Annotated in this window: 22 protein-coding genes and 1 pseudogene; 13 read left to right on the forward strand and 10 right to left on the reverse strand. The window is 71.1% G+C overall.

Annotated features, from left to right (window positions below):
* Window positions 1-142: 142 nt before the first annotated feature.
* The gene (locus D474_RS0124890; RefSeq protein ID WP_017616195.1) at window positions 143-1084 is read right to left on the reverse strand and encodes a CDP-alcohol phosphatidyltransferase family protein; all 942 of its coding nucleotides are present in this window, start codon (window positions 1082-1084) and stop codon (window positions 143-145) included.
* Between the two features lie 233 nt (window positions 1085-1317).
* Here D474_RS0124890 and D474_RS0124895 point away from each other — a divergent pair, with 233 nt between their 5' ends.
* A complete protein-coding gene (locus D474_RS0124895) occupies window positions 1318-2757 on the forward strand; it encodes a GuaB1 family IMP dehydrogenase-related protein (RefSeq protein ID WP_017616196.1) in 1440 nt (479 codons plus the stop codon).
* A 52-nt stretch (window positions 2758-2809) separates the two neighbouring features.
* On the opposite strand, the gene D474_RS0124900 is transcribed toward D474_RS0124895, so the two are convergent.
* Both D474_RS0124900 and D474_RS0124905 read right to left on the reverse strand, forming a co-directional pair.
* Window positions 2810-3580: an endonuclease V gene (locus tag D474_RS0124900; protein WP_017616197.1), complete on the reverse strand. Its 771-nt coding sequence runs from the start codon at window positions 3578-3580 to the stop codon at window positions 2810-2812.
* 86 nt (window positions 3581-3666) lie between these two features.
* Window positions 3667-4518 (reverse strand): peptidoglycan DD-metalloendopeptidase family protein, encoded by an 852-nt coding sequence (locus tag D474_RS0124905; protein ID WP_017616198.1) that lies wholly within the window; start codon window positions 4516-4518, stop codon window positions 3667-3669.
* A 205-nt stretch (window positions 4519-4723) separates the two neighbouring features.
* Here D474_RS0124905 and D474_RS0124910 point away from each other — a divergent pair, with 205 nt between their 5' ends.
* The 4 genes from D474_RS0124910 (at window position 4724) to D474_RS0124925 (ending at window position 8911) form a co-directional block, all read left to right on the forward strand.
* Window positions 4724-5533, forward strand: a complete 810-nt coding sequence (locus D474_RS0124910; protein ID WP_017616199.1) for an ATP-binding cassette domain-containing protein — start codon at window positions 4724-4726, stop codon at window positions 5531-5533.
* On the forward strand, window positions 5508-7625 hold the full coding sequence (locus D474_RS0124915; RefSeq protein ID WP_017616200.1) for a YhgE/Pip family protein: 2118 nt from the start codon (window positions 5508-5510) through the stop codon (window positions 7623-7625). The genes D474_RS0124910 and D474_RS0124915 overlap by 26 nt, the downstream gene beginning before the upstream one ends.
* A gap of 185 nt (window positions 7626-7810) precedes the next feature.
* Entirely contained in the window at window positions 7811-8452 is a 642-nt protein-coding gene (locus D474_RS0124920; protein ID WP_017616201.1) for a TetR/AcrR family transcriptional regulator, read from the forward strand.
* A gap of 63 nt (window positions 8453-8515) precedes the next feature.
* Window positions 8516-8911 (forward strand): DUF3592 domain-containing protein, encoded by a 396-nt coding sequence (locus tag D474_RS0124925; protein ID WP_017616202.1) that lies wholly within the window; start codon window positions 8516-8518, stop codon window positions 8909-8911.
* 70 nt (window positions 8912-8981) lie between these two features.
* Here the strand turns inward: D474_RS0124925 and D474_RS0124935 are convergent, their stop codons facing one another.
* A complete protein-coding gene (locus D474_RS0124935; protein WP_017616203.1) occupies window positions 8982-10073 on the reverse strand; it encodes an RDD family protein in 1092 nt (363 codons plus the stop codon).
* A 514-nt stretch (window positions 10074-10587) separates the two neighbouring features.
* Here D474_RS0124935 and D474_RS0124940 point away from each other — a divergent pair.
* The 7 genes from D474_RS0124940 to D474_RS0124970 all read left to right on the forward strand — a co-directional run bounded on the left by D474_RS0124940 (window position 10588) and on the right by D474_RS0124970 (window position 18529).
* Window positions 10588-13278, forward strand: coding sequence for a nitrate- and nitrite sensing domain-containing protein (locus tag D474_RS0124940; protein ID WP_017616204.1), 2691 nt, complete (start codon window positions 10588-10590; stop codon window positions 13276-13278).
* 2 nt (window positions 13279-13280) lie between these two features.
* Entirely contained in the window at window positions 13281-13721 is a 441-nt protein-coding gene (locus D474_RS0124945; protein ID WP_026118783.1) for a roadblock/LC7 domain-containing protein, read from the forward strand.
* An 8-nt stretch (window positions 13722-13729) separates the two neighbouring features.
* A complete protein-coding gene (locus D474_RS0124950; RefSeq protein ID WP_017616206.1) occupies window positions 13730-14209 on the forward strand; it encodes a DUF742 domain-containing protein in 480 nt (159 codons plus the stop codon).
* A complete protein-coding gene (locus tag D474_RS0124955) occupies window positions 14190-14768 on the forward strand; it encodes a GTP-binding protein (protein ID WP_017616207.1) in 579 nt (192 codons plus the stop codon). Before D474_RS0124950 ends, D474_RS0124955 begins: the two co-directional genes overlap by 20 nt.
* A 175-nt stretch (window positions 14769-14943) precedes the next feature.
* On the forward strand, window positions 14944-15924 hold the full coding sequence (locus tag D474_RS0124960; RefSeq protein WP_017616208.1) for an oxygenase MpaB family protein: 981 nt from the start codon (window positions 14944-14946) through the stop codon (window positions 15922-15924).
* Window positions 15925-16139: 215 nt separating this feature from the next.
* Window positions 16140-17099: an oxygenase MpaB family protein gene (locus D474_RS0124965; protein WP_051051119.1), complete on the forward strand. Its 960-nt coding sequence runs from the start codon at window positions 16140-16142 to the stop codon at window positions 17097-17099.
* On the forward strand, window positions 17096-18529 hold the full coding sequence (locus D474_RS0124970) for an MFS transporter (protein ID WP_017616210.1): 1434 nt from the start codon (window positions 17096-17098) through the stop codon (window positions 18527-18529). Before D474_RS0124965 ends, D474_RS0124970 begins: the two co-directional genes overlap by 4 nt.
* Here the strand turns inward: D474_RS0124970 and D474_RS0124975 are convergent.
* Genes D474_RS0124975 through D474_RS0124990 form a run of 4 tightly spaced genes read right to left on the reverse strand, consistent with a single transcriptional unit; the run spans window position 18477 to window position 22454 of the window.
* Window positions 18477-19226 (reverse strand): SDR family NAD(P)-dependent oxidoreductase, encoded by a 750-nt coding sequence (locus tag D474_RS0124975; protein ID WP_017616211.1) that lies wholly within the window; start codon window positions 19224-19226, stop codon window positions 18477-18479. The two genes, D474_RS0124970 and D474_RS0124975, sit on opposite strands and share 53 nt — an antisense overlap.
* 3 nt (window positions 19227-19229) lie before the next feature.
* A complete protein-coding gene (locus D474_RS0124980) occupies window positions 19230-20621 on the reverse strand; it encodes an FAD-binding oxidoreductase (protein WP_017616212.1) in 1392 nt (463 codons plus the stop codon).
* Window positions 20618-21493 (reverse strand): decaprenyl-phosphate phosphoribosyltransferase, encoded by an 876-nt coding sequence (locus D474_RS0124985; RefSeq protein ID WP_017616213.1) that lies wholly within the window; start codon window positions 21491-21493, stop codon window positions 20618-20620. The genes D474_RS0124980 and D474_RS0124985 overlap by 4 nt, the downstream gene beginning before the upstream one ends.
* Before the next feature lie 28 nt (window positions 21494-21521).
* Window positions 21522-22454, reverse strand: a complete 933-nt coding sequence (locus tag D474_RS0124990) for a DUF3068 domain-containing protein (protein ID WP_017616214.1) — start codon at window positions 22452-22454, stop codon at window positions 21522-21524.
* Between the two features lie 261 nt (window positions 22455-22715).
* On the opposite strand from D474_RS0124990, the gene D474_RS29985 reads away from it, so the two are divergent.
* Window positions 22716-24035 carry an acyltransferase family protein gene (locus D474_RS29985; RefSeq protein ID WP_017616215.1) on the forward strand — a complete coding sequence of 440 codons (1320 nt, stop codon included), beginning with the start codon at window positions 22716-22718 and terminating at the stop codon, window positions 24033-24035.
* 28 nt (window positions 24036-24063) lie between these two features.
* On the opposite strand, the gene D474_RS0125000 is transcribed toward D474_RS29985, so the two are convergent.
* Both D474_RS0125000 and D474_RS0125005 read right to left on the reverse strand, forming a co-directional pair.
* A complete protein-coding gene (locus D474_RS0125000; RefSeq protein WP_017616216.1) occupies window positions 24064-24519 on the reverse strand; it encodes a nitroreductase family deazaflavin-dependent oxidoreductase in 456 nt (151 codons plus the stop codon).
* 222 nt (window positions 24520-24741) lie between these two features.
* Window positions 24742-25470 (reverse strand): annotated as a pseudogene (locus tag D474_RS0125005) (hypothetical protein); the annotation flags it as partial.

Raw genomic sequence — 25470 nt, forward strand, 5'->3', positions numbered from 1 at the left:
ACCACCACACCCGAGGCAACACCGCAGCGTTGCAGAGGCAGAACGTGCCCGTCCAGCCGGACGCAGAATGCTGTCAGAAGGGGGCGCCCGGTCGGCCTTCACGACTGAGCACGGGCGCCCCTTCGTCTTGTCCACAGGGGCGTCAGGAACCCGACGTCTGGCTCCCGTTGCCGGAGACGGCATCCCCGGAAGCGATCAGCTGGGCCATGCGCGCCTCGAAGCGGCGGGTGTCCTTGTACAGGCGCGCGACGAGCACGACCTCGAAGAATGAAAGAGCCAGGACCGAGAAGACCGCCACCGGGATGATGAGGCTGTTGAGTGGGGTGAACAGCGCCACCAGCACGGTGATGGGCGCGACCACGCACAGGAACATCTCGAACTCGATGCCGCTGAACAGGTGCGGACGCACCCGGTGCCGCAGCAGGGTGTCGCGCACGCGCGGGTAGAGGCCGGCCGGGCGCGGAGCGTCGGCCGCACGAGCGGGCTCGGGGGCGCCGTTCTCCGCGTCCTCGGGGTCACCGGCCGGCTCGGCGGCCTGTGCGGGCTCGGGACGGCCCTCGGCCTCCGCCAGCTTCTGGTTCATGGTGCGGCGGGTCTTGGCCACCTGCGGGCCGTTGAGATAGCGCAGCAGGTCGAAGAAGACCACGACGGGCGCGAGAATCAGGTAGGCGACCTCGCCCGTGGACAGCCACTGACCGATGAGCAGGGCCATCACGCAGCCGAAGAACCGGATCCGGTCGAAGACGAAGTCGACCCAGGTGCCGAACAGCGAACCGGTTCCCTTGAGCCGGGCGATCTTGCCGTCCATGCAGTCGAGCACGAAGCTCAGGTGGAACAGCAGAGCGCCCGCCACCAACCACGGCCATCCGGTTCCGGGCGTGAACGCCGGGACGAGGAAGGCCAGGGCCGAGAGCAGGCCGAGCACACCCGCACCTGCCGTGAGCTGGTTCGGGGTGATGGAGGTCCGGTTGGCCGTCCACACCACCAGTCGGCCGGCGAGCGGATCCGTGAGGTAGACCGTCCACCAGGCGTCCTTCGCCTTGTAGGTCTCGGCCTTGACCTGCGCCAGAGTGAAACGCGTCATAGAAGGGCTCTCCAGAGCGCCCCGCCGCCGCGGCGCGATCGGTCACGGCACCGGATTTCAAGGGGCGGCCAAGGGGCATCAACAAGCGGGACCGAGACATCATGGCAGACGGGGTGTCGACCGACCTAATCAGTGGGCGGCATAATTGACCGGTAAGAGGGGGATCAACAGGCGGCCGCTCTCGACAGACGGCGGATGGTCCACCCCCTTCGGTCTCGACCAAGGTAGAGGCATTGCGTTTTCTCAACGACCAGGTCCCGCAGCACGACCTGACCTACAGCGACGTGTTCATGGTCCCCGGCCGCAGCGCCGTCGGGTCCCGGCTGAGCGTGGACCTGTCCTCCAGCGACGGAACGGGCACCACGATCCCCCTGGTGGTCGCGAACATGACCGCCGTCGCGGGGCGCAGGATGGCGGAGACGATCGCCCGGCGCGGCGGTATCACGGTCATCCCGCAGGACATCCCCATCGACGTCGTCGCCGACGTCGTCGCCTGGACCAAGCAGCGCGACCTGGTCCACGACACCGCCATCACGCTGAACCCGACCAGCACGGTCGGTGAGGCGCTCAACCTGTTGCCCAAGCGCGCGCACAACGCCGTGATCGTCGTCGACGAGGACCGCCGGCCCGTCGGTGTGGTCACCGAGGCCGACTGCGCGGGTGTGGACCGCTTCTCCCAGCTCCGGGACGTGATGTCCAGTGAGCTGCTCACGATCCCGGCAGGCACCGAACCGCGTGAGGCCTTCGGGATCCTGCACGACTTCCGGCACCGGCTCGCCCCGGTCGTGGACGGCGACGGTGCGCTCCAGGGCGTGCTGACCCGTACCGGCGCACTGCGCTCGACCCTGTACAGCCCGGCGGTGGACACCGGTGGGCGCCTGCGCGTGGCCGCGGCCGTGGGCATCAACGGCGACGTGGCGGGCAAGGCCGCCGAGCTGCTCCGCGCCGGAGTGGACACCCTGGTCATCGACACCGCGCACGGGCACCAGGAGAAGATGGTCTCCGCGATCGCCAAGGTGCGGGCGCTGTCCCCGGGCGTGCCGATCGTGGCCGGCAACATCGTCACCGCGCAGGGGACCCGCGACCTGATCGAGGCCGGCGCGGACATCGTCAAGGTCGGTGTGGGCCCGGGGGCGATGTGCACCACGCGCATGATGACGGCGGTGGGGCGCCCGCAGTTCTCCGCCGTTCTGGAGTGCGCCGAGGCCGCTCGCGAGCTGGGCGGCCACGTGTGGGCGGACGGCGGTGTGCGCCACCCGCGCGACGTCGCACTCGCGCTGGCGGCGGGCGCGTCCAACGTCATGGTGGGTTCGTGGTTCGCCGGGACGTACGAGTCGCCGGGTGATGTGCTGCGCGACGCCGAGGGCCGCCAGTACAAGGAGAGCTTCGGGATGGCGTCGGCGCGCGCGGTGCGGCTGCGCACGTCCGACGACTCGCCGTTCGACCGGGCTCGCAAGGCCCTGTTCGAGGAGGGCATCTCGACGGGCCGCATGTACCTGGACCCGGAGCGCCCGAGCGTGGAGGACCTCGTCGACCAGATCGTGGCCGGTGTGCGCAGCTCCATGACCTACGCGGGCGCGACCTCGCTGGCGGAGTTCGCCGAGCACTCCGTGGTGGGCGTGCAGAGCTCGGCCGGTTACAACGAGGGGCGTCCGGTCCCCACGAGCTGGTGACCCGAGCCGGAGAGGGGTCGGCCCACCGGGCCGGCCCCTTTCGCATGAGCGCTCACATCCGGGCCTTCTCCTGTTCGTAGGCCTTGCGCCGTTCACCGCAGAGCCGGTCGGCGTGGCGGATCGGCTCGGGCACCCGGTAGGTGGGCGAGAGGCGCAGGATCAGGTCGGCCGAACCGGCCAGGTCCACACGGTGCCCCACGGAGACGTAGACCGGTTTGACGCCCGAACGCGTCCGTAGCACACGCCCGATGATCTCGGCCCCGTCGCCGGCCAGGCGGGCGGAGTCCTCCACGACCTCCGAGCGTCCGGCGACCATGGGCGCCCAGGACCCGCGCTCCTGGCCGGGCACGCTGTGGCGCCCGTACAGCACCGACTTGGCCGAGCCGACGACGGGACGGTCCAGGAGCACGCCGAGGTGGCTGGCGATCCCGAACCGGCGGGGGTGGGCCACACCGAACCCGTCGCAGACGAGCACGTCGGGCGTGGTGGTGAGCTCGGTCAGCGCGGTCAGCACGGGGGGAAGCTCACGGAACGCGAAGAGGCCGGAGATGTAGGGGAACGACACCTCGGCGGTCACGGCGACCCGTTCCACGACTTCCAGTGTCCGGGCGTCCATGACCACGGCGGCTGCGGCGAGCGCAGGGTCGTTCTTGGCGTAGGAGACGTCCAGCCCGCACACCAGGCGTACGCCGTCCGCGTCGAGCGTCTCCTCCCGCACCCGGTCGGCCATGCGGCGCTGCAGCGCCACGGCCTCCTGCGGGTCGGAGGGCCAGCGCTCGGGGTCGTCCAGGACCCGTGCCGCGATCTCGGCGATCTCTGCCACGTCGTGTCCTCCTGCTATGTGTGGGGCCGTCATCCCCATCCAACCGCACCCGGGGAGCGTGTGGTCCTGTGGCGGGGCAGGCACTGTCACGTGTGTTCGGGCACGTGGAACGCAGACCCGTTCTCCGGGACCCCGACACCGGTCCAGGTGAAGGGCATGCCGACGGCCAGCCGCGGGTCGGGCGCGTCCATGAGCTGGAAGTGCAGGTGGGGTTCGCTGGAGTTCCCGCTGTTCCCGCATTCGGCCAGCACCTGCCCTGCGCGTACCTTCTCGCCGGCACCCACCCGCGCCGACCCCTGCCGCAGGTGGGCGTAGAGCGCGTACACGCCCCCGCCGAGGTCGAGCACCACGTGGTTGCCGAGTACCCGGCGGGCACCGACGGCCTGCCGCACGAGGCCCTCGACGAGGAAGTAGGCCAGGCCCGCGTAGGTCCCGCGGCTCAGGTGGTCCCGCGCGCCGTCCTCCACATGCACGACTTCCGCGTCGGCCGGGGCGAACAGGGGCTGCCCGAAGGCGGGGAACACCCCGCTGCGGCTCATGGGCGGCCACCACGGAGACGTGGGGCGTTCCTGCGAGTCGATCAGCACGTCGATCGCGTACTCCTGCCCGAGGAAGCGCACCCCGTGGCTGGGCACCTTGTCGGACGGCCCGTTGAGCGCGAACCACTCCCCCGCGACGGGTGCTGCGGTCTCGACCGGCCCGCGTGAGCTCTCGTCCCGCAGGCTGCGCAGGGCGAGCAGGAGGACGACGTGGACCGCCATCGCCAGGGCCACCACGACCGGGAACCATGCGCCCACGATGCCGCCGAACACCAGGTCGGCCGCGACCACCGCGAGCAGGATCGGAACAAGCACCGGCACGTTCCGGACTAGCACGCTGATCAGACGCCACCGCAACCGCCGTCGGCCCATGTCGACCGCCCGCGCTCCCTGTGCCATCGCACCCCCTCCGTAATTATTGATTTTCTACGTAGAAGCGTATTTCGGAGCTCTGTACAGGGCAACCACGAGACCGGCACCGGCCGCACGCCCCGCTGTGCCCGACCACACATCTCCCGCAGCACGGGACATCGGCCCCACGGGCGTAACGTGAACCCACTGGTTTTTGTACTGACTGGTCAGTTCAAAAAGGAGGAGGGCAGTCATGCGATGGGCCACCGGCGCCCGTGTCCGGGCGGAGGGCCTCGCGCTCACCACAGGCGAGGGCCCCGTCTACACCGGCGTCGACCTCACCGCCCGGCCGGGCACGCTCACCGTGTTCCAGGCCGACTCCGGAGGCGGACGCAGTGCACTGCTGCTGTCGCTGACCGGACGGATGCGTCCCACCACCGGGAGCCTGTACGTGGACGGCTTCACGCTGCCCCGGCAGGCCCGCAAGGTGCGGCGCCTCAGTTCGCTCGGGCTCATGGACGACGTCAACGCGCTCGAGGAACGGGCGCGCGTACGTGAACACCTCACGGAGGCGGTCATGCTCCGCAACCGCCCCGCACCCCGAGGCCTGGTCGACCAGGCGCTCGACGCGGCCGATGTGCCCGACATCGACCGCGGCAGCCTCACCAAGGACCTGACCATGCTGGAACGCCGCCGGCTGGGCGTGGCTCTGGCGCTGATCGCCGAGCCCCGCCTGCTCGCGGTGGACGACGTCGACGGCGGGCTCGGCCCCGGCCACCAGGCCGACCTGTGGGGCACCCTGGCCCGCCTCGCCGAGGAGGGGATCACCGTCGTGGCCACCTGTGCCGACGCCGATGAACTGGAGGAGGTGCGCGGGCCCCTGGTCAAGGGGCCGTTCCCGATCGAGCAGGATCCGGACGCGGGTTCCGGGGACGGGAAGAAGGGCCCCGAGGCCGCTGCGACCACCGAAACCCCCGCCCCCGCCGGTTCGCGGTCACGCCTGACCGCGCTCCTGCGCCGCTCCGAGCACCGAGGGGGTGACCGTGGCACGTCGCAGACGTGAGGCCCCGCGCACGCGCTGGTTCGCCTCCCCGCGGCTGGGCCTGCTCACGCTGTGGTCCTTCCTCCGCTCCCCGCTGACCGCGGCCGCACTGTGCGCGCTCGTGCTCATCCCGCTTCTGTACTCCGGGATGTACCTGTGGTCCAACTGGGACCCCTTCGACCGGGCCGAGCAGCTGCCGGTCGCGCTGGTCGACGAGGACGAACCGGTCGAGGTCGGAGGAGAGGAGGTCGCGGTCGGCTCCGAACTGGCCGACGAGCTGCTCGACCGCGGTGACCTCGACTGGCACCTGGTCGACGCCGAAGAGGCCGAAACGGGGGTCCGGGAGGGCGACTACTACGTCTCCCTGACGATCCCCGAACACTTCAGCGCGGACCTGACCTCCCCCTCCCGCGACCACGAGGACCCCACCGACGCCCTGCTGACCGCGAACTACAACGACGCGAACGGGTACATCGTCCGGCAGCTCACCGGCAGCGCGTTCGCCGAGATCCGCGAGACCGCCGCGCAGGGGGCGATCAGCGAGTACTTCGACCAGATCTTCGTGGGCTTCAACGACATCCACGGCCAGACCGAGGAGGCGGCCGAGGGTGCTGACGAGCTCTCCAGCGGTGCCGACGACGCCGAGGAGGGCTCCGGCGAGCTGTCCGCGGGTACGAGCGACGCGCACGAGGGGGCCGGGGACCTGAACGAGGGGCTGACCGAGCTCCTGTCGGGTTCGCGCACGCTGGCCACGGGCGCCGAATCCGCCTCGGAGGAGGTCGGTGACCAGGTCGAACGCCTCGACAGGGTCGCCGACGAGCTGCAACCCCGCCTGGAGGAAGAGATCCCCGAGCTCCAGGAGCAGGCCGAGACGGTCGCCGAGGCCTCCGATGACCTGGCCACGGCGTTGGAGTCCCTGCCGACCGAGACCGAGACCGGCGAGCTGGCCGAGCTCGACCGGAGGGTGGACGCGTTCCTGGAGGAGAACCCGGACCTGGCCGAGGAGGACCCGGAGGTGCACGGGATCCTCACCGACGTGCAGGACGGCCTCGGCACGGCCATGTCGCTGGCCGACTTCGCGGACGAGCACCGCGCCGACATCAACGAGGCCGCCGAGGCCACGGCCTCGGTCGGTTCGACCGCCGAGACCCTGGCCGAGGACCTGCCAGACCTCGTGGACGACGCCGAGACCGCCCGTGATCGCGTCGACGAGCTCGCCGAGGGGCTGGACGAGATGGCCTCGGGCGCGGGCGACCTGCGCGACGGCCTGGAAGCGGCCTCCTCGGGCGCCGACGAACTCGACGAGGGGCTGGACTCGCTCAGCGGCGGAGCCTCGGAACTGCACGAGGGCATCGGGGAGCTGTCCGGCGGTGCCGACGAGCTCGCCGAGGGCCTCGGTGACGGTGCCGACGAGATCCCGACCTTCTCCGACCGGGCCCGGGCCGACGCCGCGGACACCATGAGCGAGCCGGTCGCGCTGAGCAGCGAGGTCGACAACGAGGCCCCCGACTACGGCACCGGTTTCGCGCCGTTCTTCATCCCGTTGTCCCTGTGGCTGGGCGCGATGATGGTGTTCATGGTGCTGCCGCCTCTGTCGTCGCGGGCCCTGGCCTCGTCCGCTCCGTCCTGGCGGGTTGCGCTGTCCGGGCTGGTGGTGCCGTTGGTGCTGGGTATCGGGCAGGTCCTGGTCATGACGGCGGTGCTCAGCGGCGGCCTGGGACTGTCGACACCGCACTGGCCGGCGCTGATCGGGTTCCTGCTGCTGACCGCGGCAGCATTCGCGGCTGCGGTGCAGTTCGTCAACGTCAAGTTCGGATCGTCGGGGCGTGTGGTGGCACTGGTACTGCTGGTGCTCCAGTTGGCCTCGGCGGGGGGCACCTACCCGACGGAGACGAGCCCGCAGTTCTTCCAGACCATCGGACCGTTCCTGCCGCTGTACTGGGGGGTGACGGCCGTTCGCCAGCTGCTGCCCGGCGGTGAGGCGGAGCTGGTGTGGCAGTCGGTCAGTGTGATGTCGCTCTGGCTGATCGTGCCCTTGATCCTCACCTGGATCACCGTCGAGCAGAAGCGCACGTGGACGATGAAGGCGCTCCACCCGCCGCTGAAACTCTGAGGACCCGCCCCTGTGACGGCCCGAGGGCGCGGCCCCGCAGGTCCCTGCGGGTGTGCGGTCCACGCAGCACACCCGCAGGGTGCACAATGGGCGGTCGACCGGATCCGGGCCGTCCGCGGCCCCGCACCACGTGTGCCGTCACCAGGAAGGAGCGGGCGCGCACCCCACGCGTGCCCCGGACGAGGATGAGCACGAGCACCCCGCGCCGCGGGAAGGCCTCCGGCGGTCGCCGCCAGGCCACCCGGCAGCGCCTCTACGACGCCGCGCTGTCGCTGATCGCCGAGCAGGGTTACGACGCCACGACCGTCGACCAGATCGCCGAGCGGGCCGGCGTGGCCAAGGGAACCGTCTACTACAACTTCGGCGGCAAGGAGGAGCTCTACACCAAGCTCCTGGAGTGGGGGGTCAGCCGCCTGGCCGAGACTCTGCACGCGGCGATCCCGCCCCCTGAGGAGGGTGTGGACGAGCGCGAGGCCCTGACGCGGGTGCTCCGCGCGGGTGTGGTCTTCATCGGCGAACACGAGCAGCTGGCCCGCATGCTCATGGCCGAGGCCTGGCGCACCAACCGGGCCTGGTACGCGACCGTGCACCAGCTGCGCAACGAGGCGATCGGGGTCATCACCGGGCAGTTGGAGCGGCTGGCCGAACACGGTCGTCTGCGTCCGGACCTGGACACCGGCCTCGCGAGCACTGCTCTGTTCGGCATGGTGGTGACGGTGGCGCTGAACTGGCGTAACCTCCAACCGGAGCGGCCCGTCGAGGACATCCACGCCACCCTCGCCCAGATGGCCGACGGCCTGGTCGGTCCCGCCGAGGGGCCGACCTGACCGCGACCGGTGCGTGACCGGCGCTCAGCCCCCGCCTCCTTCCCCGCCGAGAGGATCAGACCCGTGGCCGACCTGTATCCCTTGTTGCCCCTGTTGTCCGGGGTCGCCGTGCTGTGGCTCGTCTCCCGCGACACCCGTCTTGAACTGCGGCTGATCCGCCACGGCGTGCGCGCCAAGGGCCGCGTCATCGGCTACCACGAGACCTCGACGGCGGCGCGCATGATCGTGCAGTTCCGGACCGAGGACGGGGTGGAGGTGCACGCGGAGCACGAGAACACCGGGTGGACGGCGTCGCGCTCGGGGGAGATCGTCACCGTCTCCTACGACCCCGACGCCCCGGAGCGGGCGCGCATCGTGTCGGGGCCGTGGATGACCCACTACGTGCGGGTGCTCTTCGGCGGTCTGGGTGTGTGCCTGGCCGGCATCGGTCTCCTGCTCGGTTACCTGGAATGGGCCTGACTTCGCGGGGATCTTGCTACTGGAGCAGGTTTCGGCGCCGAACCCGGCGCTGGTAGCAAGATCCTCCCGGTCAGGCGTCGGCGAGCGACGGCTCGGGCGCGGGCTCGCGGTGCAGCACGAGCCGGGTGGGCAGCTCACCGGTCAGCGTGGCCCGAGTGGTCACGCGCACCCCGGTGACCAGGTCGGCCAGTCCGGCCCGGTCGTCGCGCACGATGGCCGTGCTCACGTGCAGGACGACGAGCACGGGAGCGAGCCAGAGCGGGGCGAACACGAGCGCGAGCGCCACCGGGACGGGCAGCAGCAGCGCACGCACCAGGACCCGCCACCGCGTCGCCGGGCGGTCCGAGCGGGCGTCGGTCAGCCCCAGGCGCAGGGCGGTCCCGCCGGGTGTGGCCCTGTCGCGGCGCAGGAGCGGGAACACGGCGGCACCCGCGACGGCGACGGCCGGGAGCACGGTGGCCGCGGTGTCGGGTTCGGGTGCCCATGCCGTCCACAGGCGGATCAGGGCGAGCGCCGAGGCGGTACCGAACCACCACAGCCCCAGGTCCACGACCGTGCCCAGCAGTCGGCGCACCAGGGGCGGAACACCGCGGTCGGGCACGGCTCCGGGCCATCCGCGGGCCAGGCGTCCGGGCCCGGCACCCAGGGCCAGGCGCGCGATCAACCACCCCGCCAGGGTTCCGAGCACCCCGAGCGCGACCAGGAGCCACGAGGTCTTGGCGTAGGCGCAGGGGTAGACACCCAGGAGCCCGGTCGCCCGCACCACGGCCGCGGCGAGCGCCAGCGACGTCCCGATCGCGAGGGTGGTCCACAGACCGCGCCGGAACCGGTGGCGCGCGAGCAGGCCGACGGGCAGCAGGACGGCGGCGGCCAGGACGAGCTCGAGCGGATCGTGGCCGGTGGCGGGCGGCGCGGCGGGGTCGGCCGTGCGCACGCAGAGCCCGTCGGTGTGGGTGGGCAGGGGCCAGACGGCGTAGGCGGCCAGCCCGGCGCCCGCGTACAGAGCCAGCAGCGTGAGTTGGCCGGGCATGCCCGACATCGGCCCGTAGCGGACGTGCTGTGCACGCAGGTGGAGCGCGCCCCCGAGCACCACCAGCAGCGGGACCAGGGCGACGGCGGCCTCGACGGCGGCCGGCGCACCGGTGTCGAAGGGTCGTTCCATGCTCGGTCTGCCTCTGCCCTGTCGTTGTCGAGCGCCCCTCCGGGCACGTTCCGGTGGGCCACGCTAGTGCGCGGCGGGAACGGCCGGTGGCCGAACGGGAAAATCTCCGCGGGGCCGGCGACGGCCTCTCGCCCGGCCTCCACGGCCCCTGTGTGCCCGGCACTCCGCTCACCAGGCAGAACACAGAACCATATGTGACCTTTGTCCTATTGTCGCATTGCGTAGTCAGTCGTATTCCGAGACGTTATACGGCTTCGACTGGACATTCTCGCCCGTCATGGCAGACTGCCGACATCCCCCGCAGCATCGGCCCATTCCGGTGCGAGATACGATCCCCAACGCCATAAGTCGCGTTTGTGGTTACCCTGCGGTAGTCCCGCGTCATGCCCCGAGGGCCGGACCACCGCGCCCTGGGGACGTCCCCACCCGCACCCCGAGCGGGCCCCCGGTGCCCCTCAGCACCCGGCGACACCACCGCAACCGATGAACTTCGACGCGGATCGACAGGAGAACCGTGCAGGCAGTACCCAAACGACGCGGGCGCAGCATCACCGCCCGTATCCGCGCGATGGTCATGATCCCCACCAGCGCCCTCGTGGCGCTGTGGCTGATCCTCACCGGTGTCCTCGGCACCTGGGCCGCGTTCCAGCTGATCCTCGCCAACGCCACGGACGAGCTCGTCACCCCCGCGGCAGTGGGCCTGGTCGACGCGATGGAGGAGCGCTCGGCCACCATCGCCTACATCGAGAACCCCGACGACGCCCAGGTCACGCAGCACCTCGCCGAGGCGCGCCAGGACACGGACGGGTCCCTCGGTGTCGTCGTCGAGGACCTCATCGGGTTCGCCGACCTCGCGCCCGGTGACGGCGGCATGCACATCGAGATGCTGCACGGTATGTACCAGGACATCGACGAGATCCGCGACAGCGTCGACGCCGGCAACGCGAGCCGCGACGACGTCCTGGACTACTACAACGAGCTCGTCCTGCACGGCGCCGACAGCTTCGACAGCCAGGGCCGCGAGGGCAACACCGGCGACGCGGTCAGCCCCGGCTTCACCGCGGTCTACATGTTCCGCACGGTCGACACCCTCGCTCAGGCCGACGCCCAGCTCGCCCGGGCGTTCAACACCGGCGAGCTCACCGTCGAGGACCAGCGCGAGTTCACGCGCCTCGTGGGCTCCTACGACGCCCTCCTGGAGGCCAACGCCCACTACCTGTCCGACGAGCAGGCCGAGCGCTACGAGGCCGTCATCGAGAGCCCCGAGTGGGAGCGCCTCAAGGAGTACGAGCAGGAGATCATCGACCGCCAGGTCGAGGGCGGCACCGTCACCGACCCGGTCACCCTCGAACCGGAGAACGTCGACGACCTCACGATGCCCGTGGACGCCGCGGACTGGAACGAGGCCCACCAACCCGTCCGCGCCGAGCTCACCGACATCGGCGCCGAAGAGGCCCTCTACGCCGCCTCCATGACCCGCGCCGGCGCCAACACCTGGGTCTACACCGCCATCGGCGGCAGCCTCGGTGTGGCCGCCGTGATCACCGTGGCCGTGCTGCTGGCCCGCCGCTACTCCCACGACCTCACCACCCAGCTGCTCAAGCTGCGCGACGACTCCGACGACCTGGCGCGCAAGAAGCTCCCCGAGCTCATGGGCCGTCTCCACCGGGGCGAGCGTGTGGACACCAAGAGCGCCCTGCCCGAACTGGAGCGTTCCGAGGACGAGATCGGTGACGTCGCCGAGGCCTTCAACACCGCACAGCGCGCCGCCGTCGACGAGGCCGTGCAGCAGACCGAACTGCGCCACGGCGTCAACCGCGTCTTCCTCAACATCGCCCACCGCAGCCAGACGCTGGTCCACCGCCAGCTGCGGCTGCTGGACAAGATGGAGCGCGAGCAGGAGGACCCCGAGCAGCTCGGGCAGCTGTTCAAGCTCGACCATCTGGCGACCCGTTCGCGCCGCAACGCCGAGAACCTGCTGATCCTCGGCGGCGAGGCCCCGGGCCGCACCTGGCACCGCCCCATGCCGCTCATCGACGTACTGCGGGGCGCCATCTCCGAGTCCGGCGACTACACCCGCGTCAAGCGCGAGCGCATCGCCCGCGTGAACCTCAACGGCCCCGCGGTCGCCGATGTCATCCACCTGGTCGCCGAGCTCGTCGACAACGCGACCATGTTCTCTCCCCCGCACACGAACGTGCGCCTGAGCAGCGACGACGTGCCAAACGGTGTGACCGTCGAGATCGAGGACCGCGGTCTGGGCATGTCCGACGGCGAGCTCTCGGCTGCCAACGCTCTGTTGGCAGAGCCGCCCGAGTTCGACGTGATGCGGCTCAACGAGAAGATGCGCCTGGGCCTGTTCGTGGTCTCGCACCTGGCCCACCGCCACGGCATCAAGGTGCACCTGCGCGCCTCGCCCTACGGCGGTGTGCAGGCCATCGTGCTGCTGCCCCAGGAGCTCATCTCCGGCGACCGCGCCTCGCTGCCCGCCTCGCAGGACACCGGCGAGGACATCTGGGAGGTCCGCCACATCACCGGCCGCGGCGAGGACCCCGGCAACGGGAGCACCGGCGGCGGCGACACCGCGTCCGATGCCCCCGGAACGGCCGGCGACGAGCAGCAACAGGACGGCCGGACGGACGCCGAACCGGCCAAGCCCGTGCTGGCCTCGGTGTCGTCCTCGCCCTCCGGCGAGCCCGGTGACACCGGCGAGACCCCCGCGGCCCCGGCTGCCCCCGCCCCGCAGAACGGCGGCGGGGAGACCGGGAACGGCACCGGCGCCGGCGCACCCGCGGGCGGCAGCGACGTGCTCGCCGACGGGCCCGACAGCCCTGCCCCCCAGGGACAGGAAGGCGCGAACGGTTCCTCCGCCTCGCGTCCCCCGCTGCCCACCCGCACATCCAAGATCGCCGCGGTCCCCGCCGAGGACCAGAGCCGCGACGGCGGTTCCGGATCCGGTGACGACCAGGGCCGACCCGCCCTGCCCAAGCGGCGCCCCCAGGAGAACCTCGCCCCCCAACTGGCCACCGACCCCGCCCCGTCCGGCGGTGGGGCTCCCCTCTCCGGCGGCCCCTCCGGCGGTGAGGCCAACAGCGCCGAACGGCTGGCGCGCCTGCGCAAGAACATGTCCGCGTTCCAGAAGGGCACCGACCGCGGACGGCGCGAAGGCAAGCAGCAGACCAACGAGACCGACAAGGACGAGTGACCGTGACGAGTACCCCCGAGAACGGAAACGCCGCGGGCAAGAAGGACATCAACTGGCTGCTGGACGAGCTGCTCGACCGCGCGGTCGGCTCCCGCCACGCCATCGTCCTGTCCGCCGACGGCCTGCTGATCGGGCGCTCGGCGGACCTGGTCAAGGAGGATGCCGAGCACCTGTCCGCGGTGGCCTCGGCCTTCCAGAGCCTGGCCCGCGGTACCGGGCGCCACTTCGGCGGCGGCGAGGTCCTGCAGACCGTCGTCGAGATGGAGAGCGCCTACCTCTTCGTCACCGGTGCCGGCCGCGGGGCCTGCCTCGCGGTCCTCGCGGAGGAGAGCTCCGACGTCGGCATGATCGCCTACGAGATGAATGTGCTGGTCGAGCAGGTCGGCCGCTACCTCGACGCCGCTCCCCGTTATGAGAGTGCGGCCGGGGAAGCCACGCGATAGGGGAGAGCATGCAAGCACACGACGACTACGGCCACGAGGGCATGCCTCACCACCTCCCGATCCGGGAGGCCGGCGGCGGGCGCCCCCGTCCGGCCCCGCAACCGGAGGAACAGGCCTCCCCCGACCCCGAACCCCCTCCCGGGCCCGAGGCAGGACCGCTGGTGCGGCCGTACGTGATCGCGCAGGGGCGCGACCACGCCGACACCGTCAAGCTCGACATGATCAGCGTCGTCATCGCCGCCAAGCGCGCCGAGGTCGACGAGATGGAGTTGGAGCCCGAACAGCTGCGCATCCTCGAGCTGTGCCGTCGCCCCCAGTCGGTGGCCGAGGTCTCCGCCCACCTGGACATCCCGGTCGCGGTCGTCAAGGTTCTGCTCAGCGACCTCCTCAACCGCGGGCTGGCCCTGGCCCGTGCCCCCTACACAGCGAAGAGCCCGGTCAGCCGGGACGTACTCCAGGCGGTTCTCGATGGCATCCAGAGACTCTGACACGCAGGCCCCCGTCCCCTCCGCGCTGAAGATCCTCGTCGCGGGCGGATTCGGGGCCGGCAAGACCACCCTCGTGGGGTCGGTCAGCGAGATCGCCCCGCTGAGCACCGAGGAGGTGATGACCGAGGCCAGCTACGGGGTCGACGACCTGTCCGGGGTGGAGGCCAAGTCCACCACCACGGTCGCGTTGGACTTCGGCCGCATCACCATCAGCGAGTCCCTCGTCCTGTACCTGTTCGGCACCCCCGGCCAGGAACGGTTCTGGTTCATGTGGGAGGAGCTGTCGGAGGGCGCGCTCGGCGCTATCGTGCTCGCCGACACCCGCAGGCTCGAGACCTGCTTCGCCTCGGTGGACTTCTTCGAGCGGCGCGGTGTGCCGTTCGTGGTCGCCGTCAACTGTTTCGAAGGCGCCCACCTGTACCAGCCGGACGAGGTTCGGGAGGCTCTCAGCCTGGACCCTTCGATCCCTGTGGTGCTCACCGACGCCCGTACACGCGAGTCCTCCAAGGAAGTGCTGCTGACGCTGGTCAACCGAGTCGCGGAGCAGATGGCGGCCTGAGCCGCGGGTGGCGCCGGGTCCCGTTCGCGGGGCCCGGCGCTCCCCGACCCGTTGTACATACGGCCCATCCGGGTAAAGTCACCCACAGGACCTCCCCCACGACGGGCGTTCTGAGCAACCACTGACCGCGGACCGTCACGACGGGCCGCACGAAGGTGACTGGAGTTCTGACCGTATGAAGCGGTTCGATTGGCGCGACCGGATTCACGAGCTGGACGCCGAAGCCGACTGCGAGCAGATCACGCGCATCCTCGCCACGCACGAGTTCCCGTGGGACATGGAACAGGCTCTCGGCCTGGCGCTGTACCGCACCTACGCCGTGCCGAGCGTGGGCGAGCTCCTGGCCCGCACGCAGGAGTTCACCGAGCGCACGCAGCACCGTTACGACGACACGGCGCTGATCCTCAACGACATCATGGAGCACGGTTTCGGCCCGGGTCGCGGACGTGACGCTCTGCGCCGGATGAACCAGATGCACCGTTCCTACGACATCAGTAACGACGACTACCTGTACGTGCTGAGCACCTTCGTGGTCATGCCCGTGCGCTGGCTCAACGACTACGGGTACGGCTGGCGCCGCCTGAGCGACCACGAGATCGCCGCGAGCACCAACTACTACCGCAAGCTCGGCAAGCACATGGGCATCAAGGACATCCCGGAGACCTACGCGGCCTTCTACCAGCTCTACGACAACTACGAGCGCGACCACTTCGCCTACACCGACGGCGGTCGGGCGGTCTCCGATTCCACCCTCGAGCTCATGGTCGGCTTCTATCCGTCCTGGCAGCGGCCCCTGGTCCGTCCCTTCACCAAGGCGCTGCTCGACGACCGGCTCATCAAGGCCTTCGACTACCCCGAGCCCTCCGGGTTCTGGCGCGCTGCCGCGAACGGGGCCATGAAGGCGCGGGCGAAGGTCGTGCGGTTCATGCCCCCGCGCAAGGAGCCGCGCTGGGCCCGCATGAGCCCCAACATCCGGACCTACCCCGACGGCTACGACCCCTCGCGGATCGGCACGTTCCCCCAGGGCTGCCCGGTCCCGCACGGCATGCGCACCCAGGAGGTCCCCGCCACCGGTGCACAGGTGCCCGCGCCCGGCGAGTCACTGCCCCCGGAGGGCGCCGAGCGCTCCGGCGACGACGGCGCCCCGCAGCGCTGAGCGGTGCTGCGGACCCGGTCGGCCCGCAGCACCGGCCCGCAGTACCGTAGGACCGGCGGGACGCACTCCCCCGTCTTCGCACCTCCACACACCACCGGGCCGGCGCCCGGTACCGGGAGCAGCGCTCGGCCCGGCTGCGCGTTGCACCCCGCGACCCCCCGTCCCCACCCCCACCCCTGATCCCCACACCCCTGAGGAAACCCTGAATGACGCGCATGAAGCGCTTCGACTTCCGCGACGAGATCCACCGCCTGGACCCGGAGAAGGACTGCGTGCGCATCATGCAGATCCTGCAGTCCCACGAGTTCCCGTGGGACATGGGCCGAGCCCTCGGTATCGCCCTGTACCGCACGTACGCGGTGCCGAGCATCGGGGAACTGCTCGGCAGGACCGACGAGTTCACCGGCAACACCCAGAAGCGCTACGACGACACCGCGCTGATCCTGGGCAACATGGTCCGGCACGGCTTCGAGCCGGGCAAGGGCCGTGATGCGCTGCGCCGGATGAACCAGATGCACCGGTCGTACGACATCAGCAACGACGACTACCGCTACGTGCTGAGCACCTTCGTCGTGATGCCCGTGCGCTGGCTCAACGACTACGGGTACGGCTGGCGCCGCCTGAGCGAGCACGAGATCTCCGGGATCACCAACTACTACCGGACCCTGGGCAAGTACATGGGGATCAAGGACATCCCCGAGACGTACGAGGCCTTCGAGGAGCTCCTGAACAACTACGAGGACGAGCACTTCGCCTACACCGAGGGCGGTCGGCGGGTGTCCGACTCGACCCTGGACCTCATGGTGACCTTCTACCCCAAGCGGTTCTCGGGGGCGGCGCGCAAGTTCTCGATGGCGATCCTGGACGACTCGCTGATCGAGACGTTCCGGTACGAGAAGCCGTCCAAGGGCTGGCGCAAGGGTGCCGACATCGCGCTGAAGCTGCGCGCGAAGGTCGTTCGGCGCATGAAGCCGCGCGAGGAGCCGCTGTGGGCGGACGACAACCCGAACATCCGCAGCTACCCGGACGGGTACCAGCCGTCCAGGATCGGAACGTTCCCGGCGAGCTGCCCCGTGGCACACGACGTGGACCCGGTCGCCCACCAGGACCTGTACGGCACCGACGGTGACACCGGACCCACGGCGCAGGAGCCGGCGGTGGACGGGCGCGCGTGACCGCGACCGTCTCCGGCCCCGTCCCGGGTGGGGCGGGGCCCTCGTCTGTGCAGGAGGGCCTGCCGCGGTCGGTGCACGCCTGGTACGGCACCGGTGCGGTGGCGATCGGGGTGTTCAACACCGTTCCGGGCCTGCTGCTGCTCATCTACCTGACGGACACGCTCGCGGTCGGCCCGGCGGTGGCCGGCGCGGTGGTGTTCCTGCCGAAACTGGTCGACCTGCTGGTGAGCCCCTCGATCGGGGTGTGGTCGGACCGCACGCGCTCGCGGTGGGGGCCGCGGCGCCCCTGGATGCTCGCGGGTGCGCTGACGATGCCGGTGCTGTTCGCGGGGATGTTCGCCGGACCGCCGTTGGAGGGGAACGCGGCCGCGGCGTACGTGGGCCTGGTGTTCCTGGCGGCGGCGTTGGCGTCGTCGATGTTCTCGGTTCCGTACACGGCGATGCCCGGGGAGATCACCGGGGACTACCACGAGCGTTCCACGTTCAACACGTGGCGGACGGCGTTCGTGGGGCTCGCGCTGATGCTGGGCGGCGCGCTCGCCCCGGTTCTGCAGGGCGCTCCCGACGACGAGCTGACCGGGTACCGCGCGATGGGGATCGCGATGGGCGCGGTGGTGCTGCTGTCGATGCTGGGAGCGTTCTCCGGGACCCGGAGCGCGCCGCGGCCCTCGCACCCGCACCGGGGCGAGGGGCTGTTCGCGCAGCTGCGGGTGGCGTTGCTGCACCGGCACTTCCGGGTGCTGTTCCCCGCGAACCTGTTGATGGCCACGGCGAGCGGGACGATGGTCGCCGGGGTCCCGTACGTGACCGCGAACGTGATGGGCGAGCCCGCCTACACGAGCATCCTCATGGTGTGTGTGCTCGTGCCGCTCATGGCCGCAGCCCCTGTGTGGCGGCGTGCGTCGCTGCAACTGGACAAGCGGGGCGCGGCGGCCTGTTCGGCGCTGGTGTTCGTGGCCGGCGCGCTGGGGCTCATGTGCCTGCCCTTGTGGGGAGTGCCCGGCGCGGTGGTCTCGTCGGTCCTCATCGGCGTGGGGCTGTCCGGAACCATGCTTCTGCCCGGCTCGATGCTGGCCGACTGCATGGCCACGGGTGACGACGGGCGCCGCCAGGGCGGTGTGCTGTCGGGCCTGTGGACGTCCGGGGAGGCGATGGCGCAGTCCGTGGGCACGGGTCTGTTGTCACTGTGCCTGGCCGTGAGCGGGTACGTGGAGTCGGGCGCCGGGGAGGTGGTGGAACAGACCGACACGGCGCTGCGCGGGATACTGCTGGGCAGCACCCTGCTGCCCGCCACGGTGATGCTCATGTGCTTGGTGCCCCTGGCCTTCTACCACCTCACCGAACGCGACACCCGAACCGCCCGGGCGGTTCGGCGGATCAGCGGCTCAGGCGGCGCCACAGGGGCCGGGGCAGGGTGCGCAGCACGGTGAACAGCGGGCGCAGGACCGGCGGCGCCCACACCGTGTGCGCGCCGGTCCGCAGCCCCCGGGCGACGGCCGCGGCGACCTGCGCGGGCGTGGCCGGGAACGGCGCGGGGTCCACGTGCCGCGACATCTGCGTCGGCACGTACCCCGGCCGCACCACCAGCACCCGCGCCCCGCTCCCGTGCAGCGCGTCGCCAAGTCCCTGCGCGAACCCGTCCAGACCTGCCTTGGCGGACCCGTAGACGAAGTTGAACCGGCGCGTACGCACGCCCGCGATCGAGGACAGCACCACCAGTGTTCCGTGTCCCTGTTCACGCAACCTGGCGGCCGCCGCCAGGTCCACGGACACGTGCCCGGTGTAGTTCACCGCGCTGTCCCGCGCCGCGGCGACCGGGTCGGCCTCGTATGCGGCCTGGTCCCCCAGCACCCCGAACGCGTCGACGACCACGTCCAGGTCGCCGACCAGCTCGACCGCCCGCGCCACCGTGTCGGCGTGTGTCTCGGGCAGCGACGCGTCGAACTCGAGGGAGTGCACCTGCAGCCCCGGCGCGTCCAGGACTCCGGGCAACTCCGTCCCGCCCCGAGCTGCGAGCACCACCTCGCGCGCGCCCTCGCGCACGAGGCGTTCGACCACGGCCAGGCCGATCTCGCTGCGCCCTCCCAACAACAGCACGGACCTCACCGAACCGACGGCGTCGCGCACAGGTCACTCCTTCTCGGGTCGGGCCCTCAGGCCGAGTCGTCGGGCCAGGTCGGAGACCATGACCCCGTCCGGGTCGGCGCGCGCACACGTACGCCGCCAGTCGGGCAGCCCCGGGTACATCGCACGAATGGTCCCAGGCCGGGCTCGGGCGTCCTTGGCCAGGTACAACCTCCCGCCTGCCTCCAGGACGCGCCGGTCGAGGCGGTCGAGCAACTCCCGGAGCCCGGGGAGGTCGGCGGGCACGTCCACCGCCAGCGTCCACCCAGGGCGCGGGAAGGACAGCGGTCCGGGCGTGGACTCCCCCATGCGCTTGAGCACGCCCAGGAAGGTCGGGACCCGCGCCAGCTCCGCAGCGACCGCGCGCAGGGTGTCCTCCTCCCCCGGCGGCACCACGCACTGGTACTGCACGGCGCCCGCGGGCCCGTACGCCCGGTTCCACGCGCGCAGTCCGTCCAGGGGGTGGAAGAAAGCGGCCAGCGGCTGAATCTGCCCCCGCCGCCTGCGGGGCGCCCGGTGGTAGTAGGCCCGGTTGAACGCGCCCACGGTCCAACGGTTGAAGAGCCCGGCTGGAGCAGTGAACGGGACCGTCGCCGCCGGCCCCGCCGCTCCCCCGCGCAACGGCGCGCGCCGCGCCGCGAGGGACAGGTCCCCGACGTGGGCGTGGTCGGCGCGCGAGACGACGGACCTCCCGCCGCCGGGCAGGTCGATCCAGGCCACGGAGTACCGGTGCCCGCTCTCGCGCGAGAGCAGGTCGAGGGTGGCGTCGAGGTCCGCGGTCCGGTCGGTGTCCACGCGGGCGAAGGCGGTCTCCACGGGCAGGGTGGCGAGCGTGGCCCCGGTGACCACACCGGTCAGCCCCATGCCGCCGACGGTGGCCCAGAAGAGCTCGGGATCGTCGTCCGTGACGCCGTCCGGGCCGTCCTCGGGCCGACCCGCTCCGCCCGGCCCCACCAGCCGCACCGCCCCGTCCGGCGTCACCAGCGCCAACGACCTCACGTGCGCACCCAGGGAGGAGTCGGCGTGGTGGTTCTTACCGTGCACGTCCGCGGCGATCGCACCGCCCAGCGTGACGTACCCGGTCCCGGGCACCACCGGCAGCACGTGTCCGTGCGGGAGCAGCGCGTCAGCGAGCCTGCCCAGCGGTACTCCCGCGGCCGCTGTGACCTCACCGCGTGCAGCGTCGAACCGCACCGGCCCGGTGAGCCCTGTGCAGTCCAGGACGGTCCCGCCGGCGTCCTGGGCGGCGTCCCCGTAGGACCTCCCCAGACCGCGGGGCAGCGCGCCCCGGGGCCCGGCACCGGCCAACACCTGCGCCACCTGTGCTGCGTCGCGCGGACGCACCACACGGGCGGCGGAAGGGGCGGTACGGCCCCACCCGCTCAAGAGCACGGTCACGGGTAGATCCCCATTCCGACCAGGGCGAGCAGGACCACGAGGCAGAGCTGGAGGGGACGGTCGCGCAGGGCGATCTCCTCGGGTTCCTCCCCCTCCCCGCGGTCCACGAGCATGTTGTAGCGCAGCGTACAGGCGAACAGCAGGACCACACTGACCGAGTGCCACGGCCCCTGGGACAGCGCCCACAGGAAGTACGTGACCACCAGGACCGCCGAGACCGACACCCGCAGCCCTGTCAGGAACCGGGCACTGTACACCCCGAGGGTGCGCCGCACGGGTGTGGTCCCGCGCCGTTCCGCCTCGCGTTTACCGCTGACCAGCAGCAGCGCACCCATGGCGACCACGAGCAGGAACCACCCGGTCATCGGAACGCCCACCGCCACGGCACCGGCAGCGGCCCGCAATACGTGACAGCCGGCCACGGCGACCAGGTCGACGAGCACGGCGTCCTTGAGCCGGAACGTGTAGGCGGCCGTCAGCAGCACGTACCCGGTGACCACGGCTGTCAGCACGGGGTCGGCGAGCAGCAGGGAGAGCGCAGGCGCGGCGGCGATCAGCGCCAGCCCGGCTCCGAACGCCGTCCGCAGCGGCACGGCCCCGGAGGCGACGGGCCGGTGCCGTTTGCTCGCGTGCGCGCGGTCGCTGTCGGCGTCGCGCACGTCGTTGAGCAGGTAGGTGCCGCTCGCCGCCAGGCAGAACAGGGCGACGACGGCACCGCAGACGAGCCAGGCCGAGGGCGCGTCGAGGGCCCCGGCCGCGGCGGGTGCGGCCAGGACCAGCAGGTTCTTGGGCCACTGGCGGGGGCGGCAGGCGCGCAGCAGCGCCGGCGCGGCCGCTGCCCGCGCGGTCTCGGTCGGGGCCCGACCGGGCACCGGGGTCCCGGGTGCCGTCGGGCTCGTCTCAGGCCTGTCGTTCACCGTGGCGGCCGGTGTCCTGTTCCTCTTCACCGCGGCGGCCGGTCACCAGGAGGACGACGGCCACTCCGATGAAGCCGACACCGACGATCAGCGAGCCGATCGGCAGCGTGGGGTGGNGGGCTTCCTCGGTGTTCTCGATCGCCTGGTCGATGGTCTCGTCGGTGTAGCTGAGTTCACCGCTGAGCATGGTCAGCACCTCTTCGTCGTCGACCACGACGACCCGGTGCTGGTCCTCGCTGACGTTGACGGGCGAACCGGAGATCGGCTCGATCCAGTAGGTGCGGGTCAGGGAGAACTCCACGTCGCCGGTGACGTCGCCGTCGCCGTCGAGGCCTGCGACCTCGCGCGGGACGGTCTCTTCGTCGACGACGGTGGGTTCGACCTCCTGGACGAAGCGGTAGGTCTCCACGCCCTCGATGTTCTCGACGCCGTCGAACTCCATCGGGACGGTCTCCTCGACCATCGTCTCGTAGAAGTCGTAGTCCCGCTGTTCGGTGAAGAAGGGGAACTTCCAGAGCTGGCCGTTCTGGGTCACGGCCTCGTCGTCCACCATCGGGTCGCAGCAGTCGACGCCTTCACCGGTCACACGGTCGTGGCCGCCGCGGCGGCTCGTGGAAGAGATACCGAAGTCGGTCTCTCCGTCCTTGATCCAGGTGAACTGGTCCCACACGACAGTGTCGTCGGTGCTGGAGGCCACGTCCGCCCTGATGGTCGTGTGTGCCTCGACCTCGGCGTCCTCGACCTGCTCGACGTCCTCGATGTTGAAGTAGTCGGCCTGCCCTGTGTTGACCATTTCGGCGTAGTAGTCCAGAGGGGTCTTCATCAGGGAACTGGCCACCCATGTACGCATGAGGGGTGCCATAGCGAGAGAGAAGACCCCCAACGCGACGAGAACGACCGCGACGGTACGGCGCATGTGCCCTCCTGGGCGTGATGAGAGTCCGGTTCTGGAACGGGTTCGTGGGGGTGAGGGGGCGACCGGGGAGGGATCGGCCCCATGGAACTGGCTTCAGTTCCGGGTAGACTACTCCCCAGTAGTGAACGGCGTCACCCTGGCGTGTCCTAATTTTTATAACAGGTTCTACTTGACGCACGGGACGCGTGTGACCCGCTCGCTCCCCCTCCCCGCGGCGCACCGGCGCCCGCGCTCCCCTCGCCCCCGTCCCCGGAAGGCCCCATGGCGCCCACATCCTCAGCGCCCGAGCACGACGGTGCGCGCACCCCAGGCGACCCGGACCTCGTCCTGCCCCAGGTCGACGGCCGCCACGAGATGCTCGACGGCATCCGGGCGATGGCGGCGTTGATGGTCCTGGTCTTCCACGTGGCCACCGAGACCGGGGACTCCCTGAGGCCCGGGGTGGTCGGCGGGCTGCTGTCCGCTTTCGACCTGGCCGTGCCGCTCTTCTTCGCGCTCTCCGGGGTACTGCTGTACCGGCCGTGGGCACGGGCCGCGCTCGACGGCGCCCGGGGCCCGCGTGCCCGCGCCTACCTGTGGCGGCGTGTGGTTCGCGTCTTCCCGGCGTACTGGATCGTCGCGGTGGCGGCGCTGCTCATCTACTCGCGCGACCAGCTCGGATCGGTGCGCCACTGGTTCGAGGTCATGACGCTCACCTTCACGTTCAACACCGACCCCGACTGGGTGGGCACCGGTCCCTACGGCCTCGGGCAGATGTGGAGCCTGTCCGTGGAGGTCAGCTTCTACCTGCTCCTGCCCGTGATCGCCGCGGCCCTGGCGCTGTGGGCCCGCAGGGGACACAGCGTGGACGTACGGGCCAAACGCCTGCTCATCGGGTTGGCCCTCCTCGCGGTCCTGGCGCTGCTGGCGTTGATCCCGCAGTTCTATCCGGAACCCCGCGAGTACATGCACGCCTGGCTGCCGCGCGCGATGGGCCTGTTCGCGGCCGGGATGGCGCTGGCCGTGCTCTCGGAGTGGGCCTGGCGGGAACCCGGCGAGGACGGCCCCGTGCGCCGCTTCTGCCGGACCGTCGCCGCGTCGCCGGGGGTGTGCTGGATCCTCGCCGGCGGGTTCTTCGTGCTCGCCGCGACCGACGCGACCGGCGGTCGGTTCATCGGTTCCGGCGACATCTGGACCTCAGGAGTGGAGTCACTGACCGGAATCGGTTTCGCGTTCTTCATCATCGCCCCGGCCGCGCTCGCCCCACGGCCCACACAGGCGCCGTACCCGGTGCGCTCCGCCGACGCCTGGCGCGAGGGGCGGTGGCTGGACTCGCTGCTGCGGCACCGGGTGTGGCAGTTCCTGGCGCGGATCTCCTACGGGGTGTTCCTGTGGCAGTTCCTGGTGCTGTACCTGTGGCGGGACTTCACCGGACAGGAGATCTTCACGGGGTCGTTCTGGCTCGACATCGTTCCGATCACGGTCGTGACGATCCTCCTGGCGATGGCGACCTACCGGTGGATCGAGGAGCCGAGCCGCAGGTGGTCGCGCCGCTTCTTCCGCGAGCCCCGGCACAAGAAGGCCCCCGCCCGACAGACCTGAACCTGCTCGGGCGGGGGTCCGTAACGGATCAGGCCGGTACGACGACGAAGACCGGGATGTGGCGGTCGGTCCTCTCCTGGTAATCGGCGTAGGGCGGGTAGGCGGCCACTGCCCGGTCCCACCAGCGGGCGCGCTCGTCGCCCTCCACCTCGCGGGCGTGGGCGGCGAAGGGTTCGGGCCCGTCCTGGAGGGCGACCTCGTTCGGTGAGGCGCGGAGGTTGTGCACCCACGACGGGTGCTCCGGCGCACCGCCCAGGGAACCGACGACCGCGTACTCGCCGTCGTGTTCGACCCGCATGACCGCGGACTTGCGCACGTTGCCGCTCTTACGGCCGCGGGTGGTCAGGATGACGACCGGCATCCCTGTGTCCATGAGTGTGTTGCCCTCACGTCCCCCGGTCCGTTCGTACAGGTCCACCTGTTCACGGACCCACTTGTACGAACTCGGCGTGTACTCGCCGTCGAGGATCTGATGCGTGCTCACCGTGCTCCTTCGGATGAGGGGGCGATGGAACCACCCCGATCATGGCACGGACGCGCCGTGATGTATTGGGTGTGTGGTGTTGCCTCGGGGTGGTGTTGCCTCGCGGCCGGGATTGGCCCGGCCCCGACCACCCCCGAGGCAACACCACAGAACACCCCCACAGAACCCCCACGACACTCGGCGGCCCGAGGCCCTCGCCCCGGAGGCTCCCCCGCGAAGGATCTACGCGTCGGCCTCGTCGGCGTCCTCGTCGTCGGCGGGCTCCGAGCGCTCGTCCTCGGCCGGTACCCACGGCTCGCCGTCCTCGGCCGGCCCCATCGTCCCGATCGACACCCAGTTCACGCAGACCGAGTCCTCCTCGGTGTGCAGGGCGAGCTGCTGGCCGGGCGCGCCGGAGGGCACGAACCACACACCGTCCTCCTCGGCCGCGGGCAGGTCGATCTCCAGCAGGTCGTCGCCCAGGAACAGCGTCGCCTCCGTCTCCTCCTCCGCCTCGTAGCCGATGGTGACGACCTGCGAGGGACCACCGTCCGCCTCCACGGGCCAGGACATGACGCCGTCCCAGGTCTCCAGGCAGTTCTCGCCCTCCTCCGGGACGAAGGCCGTGGCGTTGTTCCCCGGCGCCGCGGGGACCAGGTCGCCGTCGCCGTCGAAGACGTATCCGGTGTCGGCCTCCTCGGGCACCCGCATGCGTTCAGCGGTCCCTGCGCCGGCCAGCGGGGACAGCACCCAGGAGCTCAGCCGCTCGGACTGGTTCCATTCCAGCACCACGTCCTCCGGGACGGGTGTCGAGTACAGGCCGCCCTCGGCTGGCACGTCCGCCATCGAGGCCCGTACGGAGTCGAGGTAGGCGCCCAGCTGGTCCCCGCTCAGCGTGCGGGCGTAGGTGTGCGTGGACATCACAGCCACGGCCGCGTACACCACGGTCACCGCGGCGGCCGTCGCACGCGC

Source organism: Nocardiopsis salina YIM 90010 (assembly GCF_000341025.1).
GTDB lineage: Bacteria > Actinomycetota > Actinomycetes > Streptosporangiales > Streptosporangiaceae > Nocardiopsis > Nocardiopsis salina.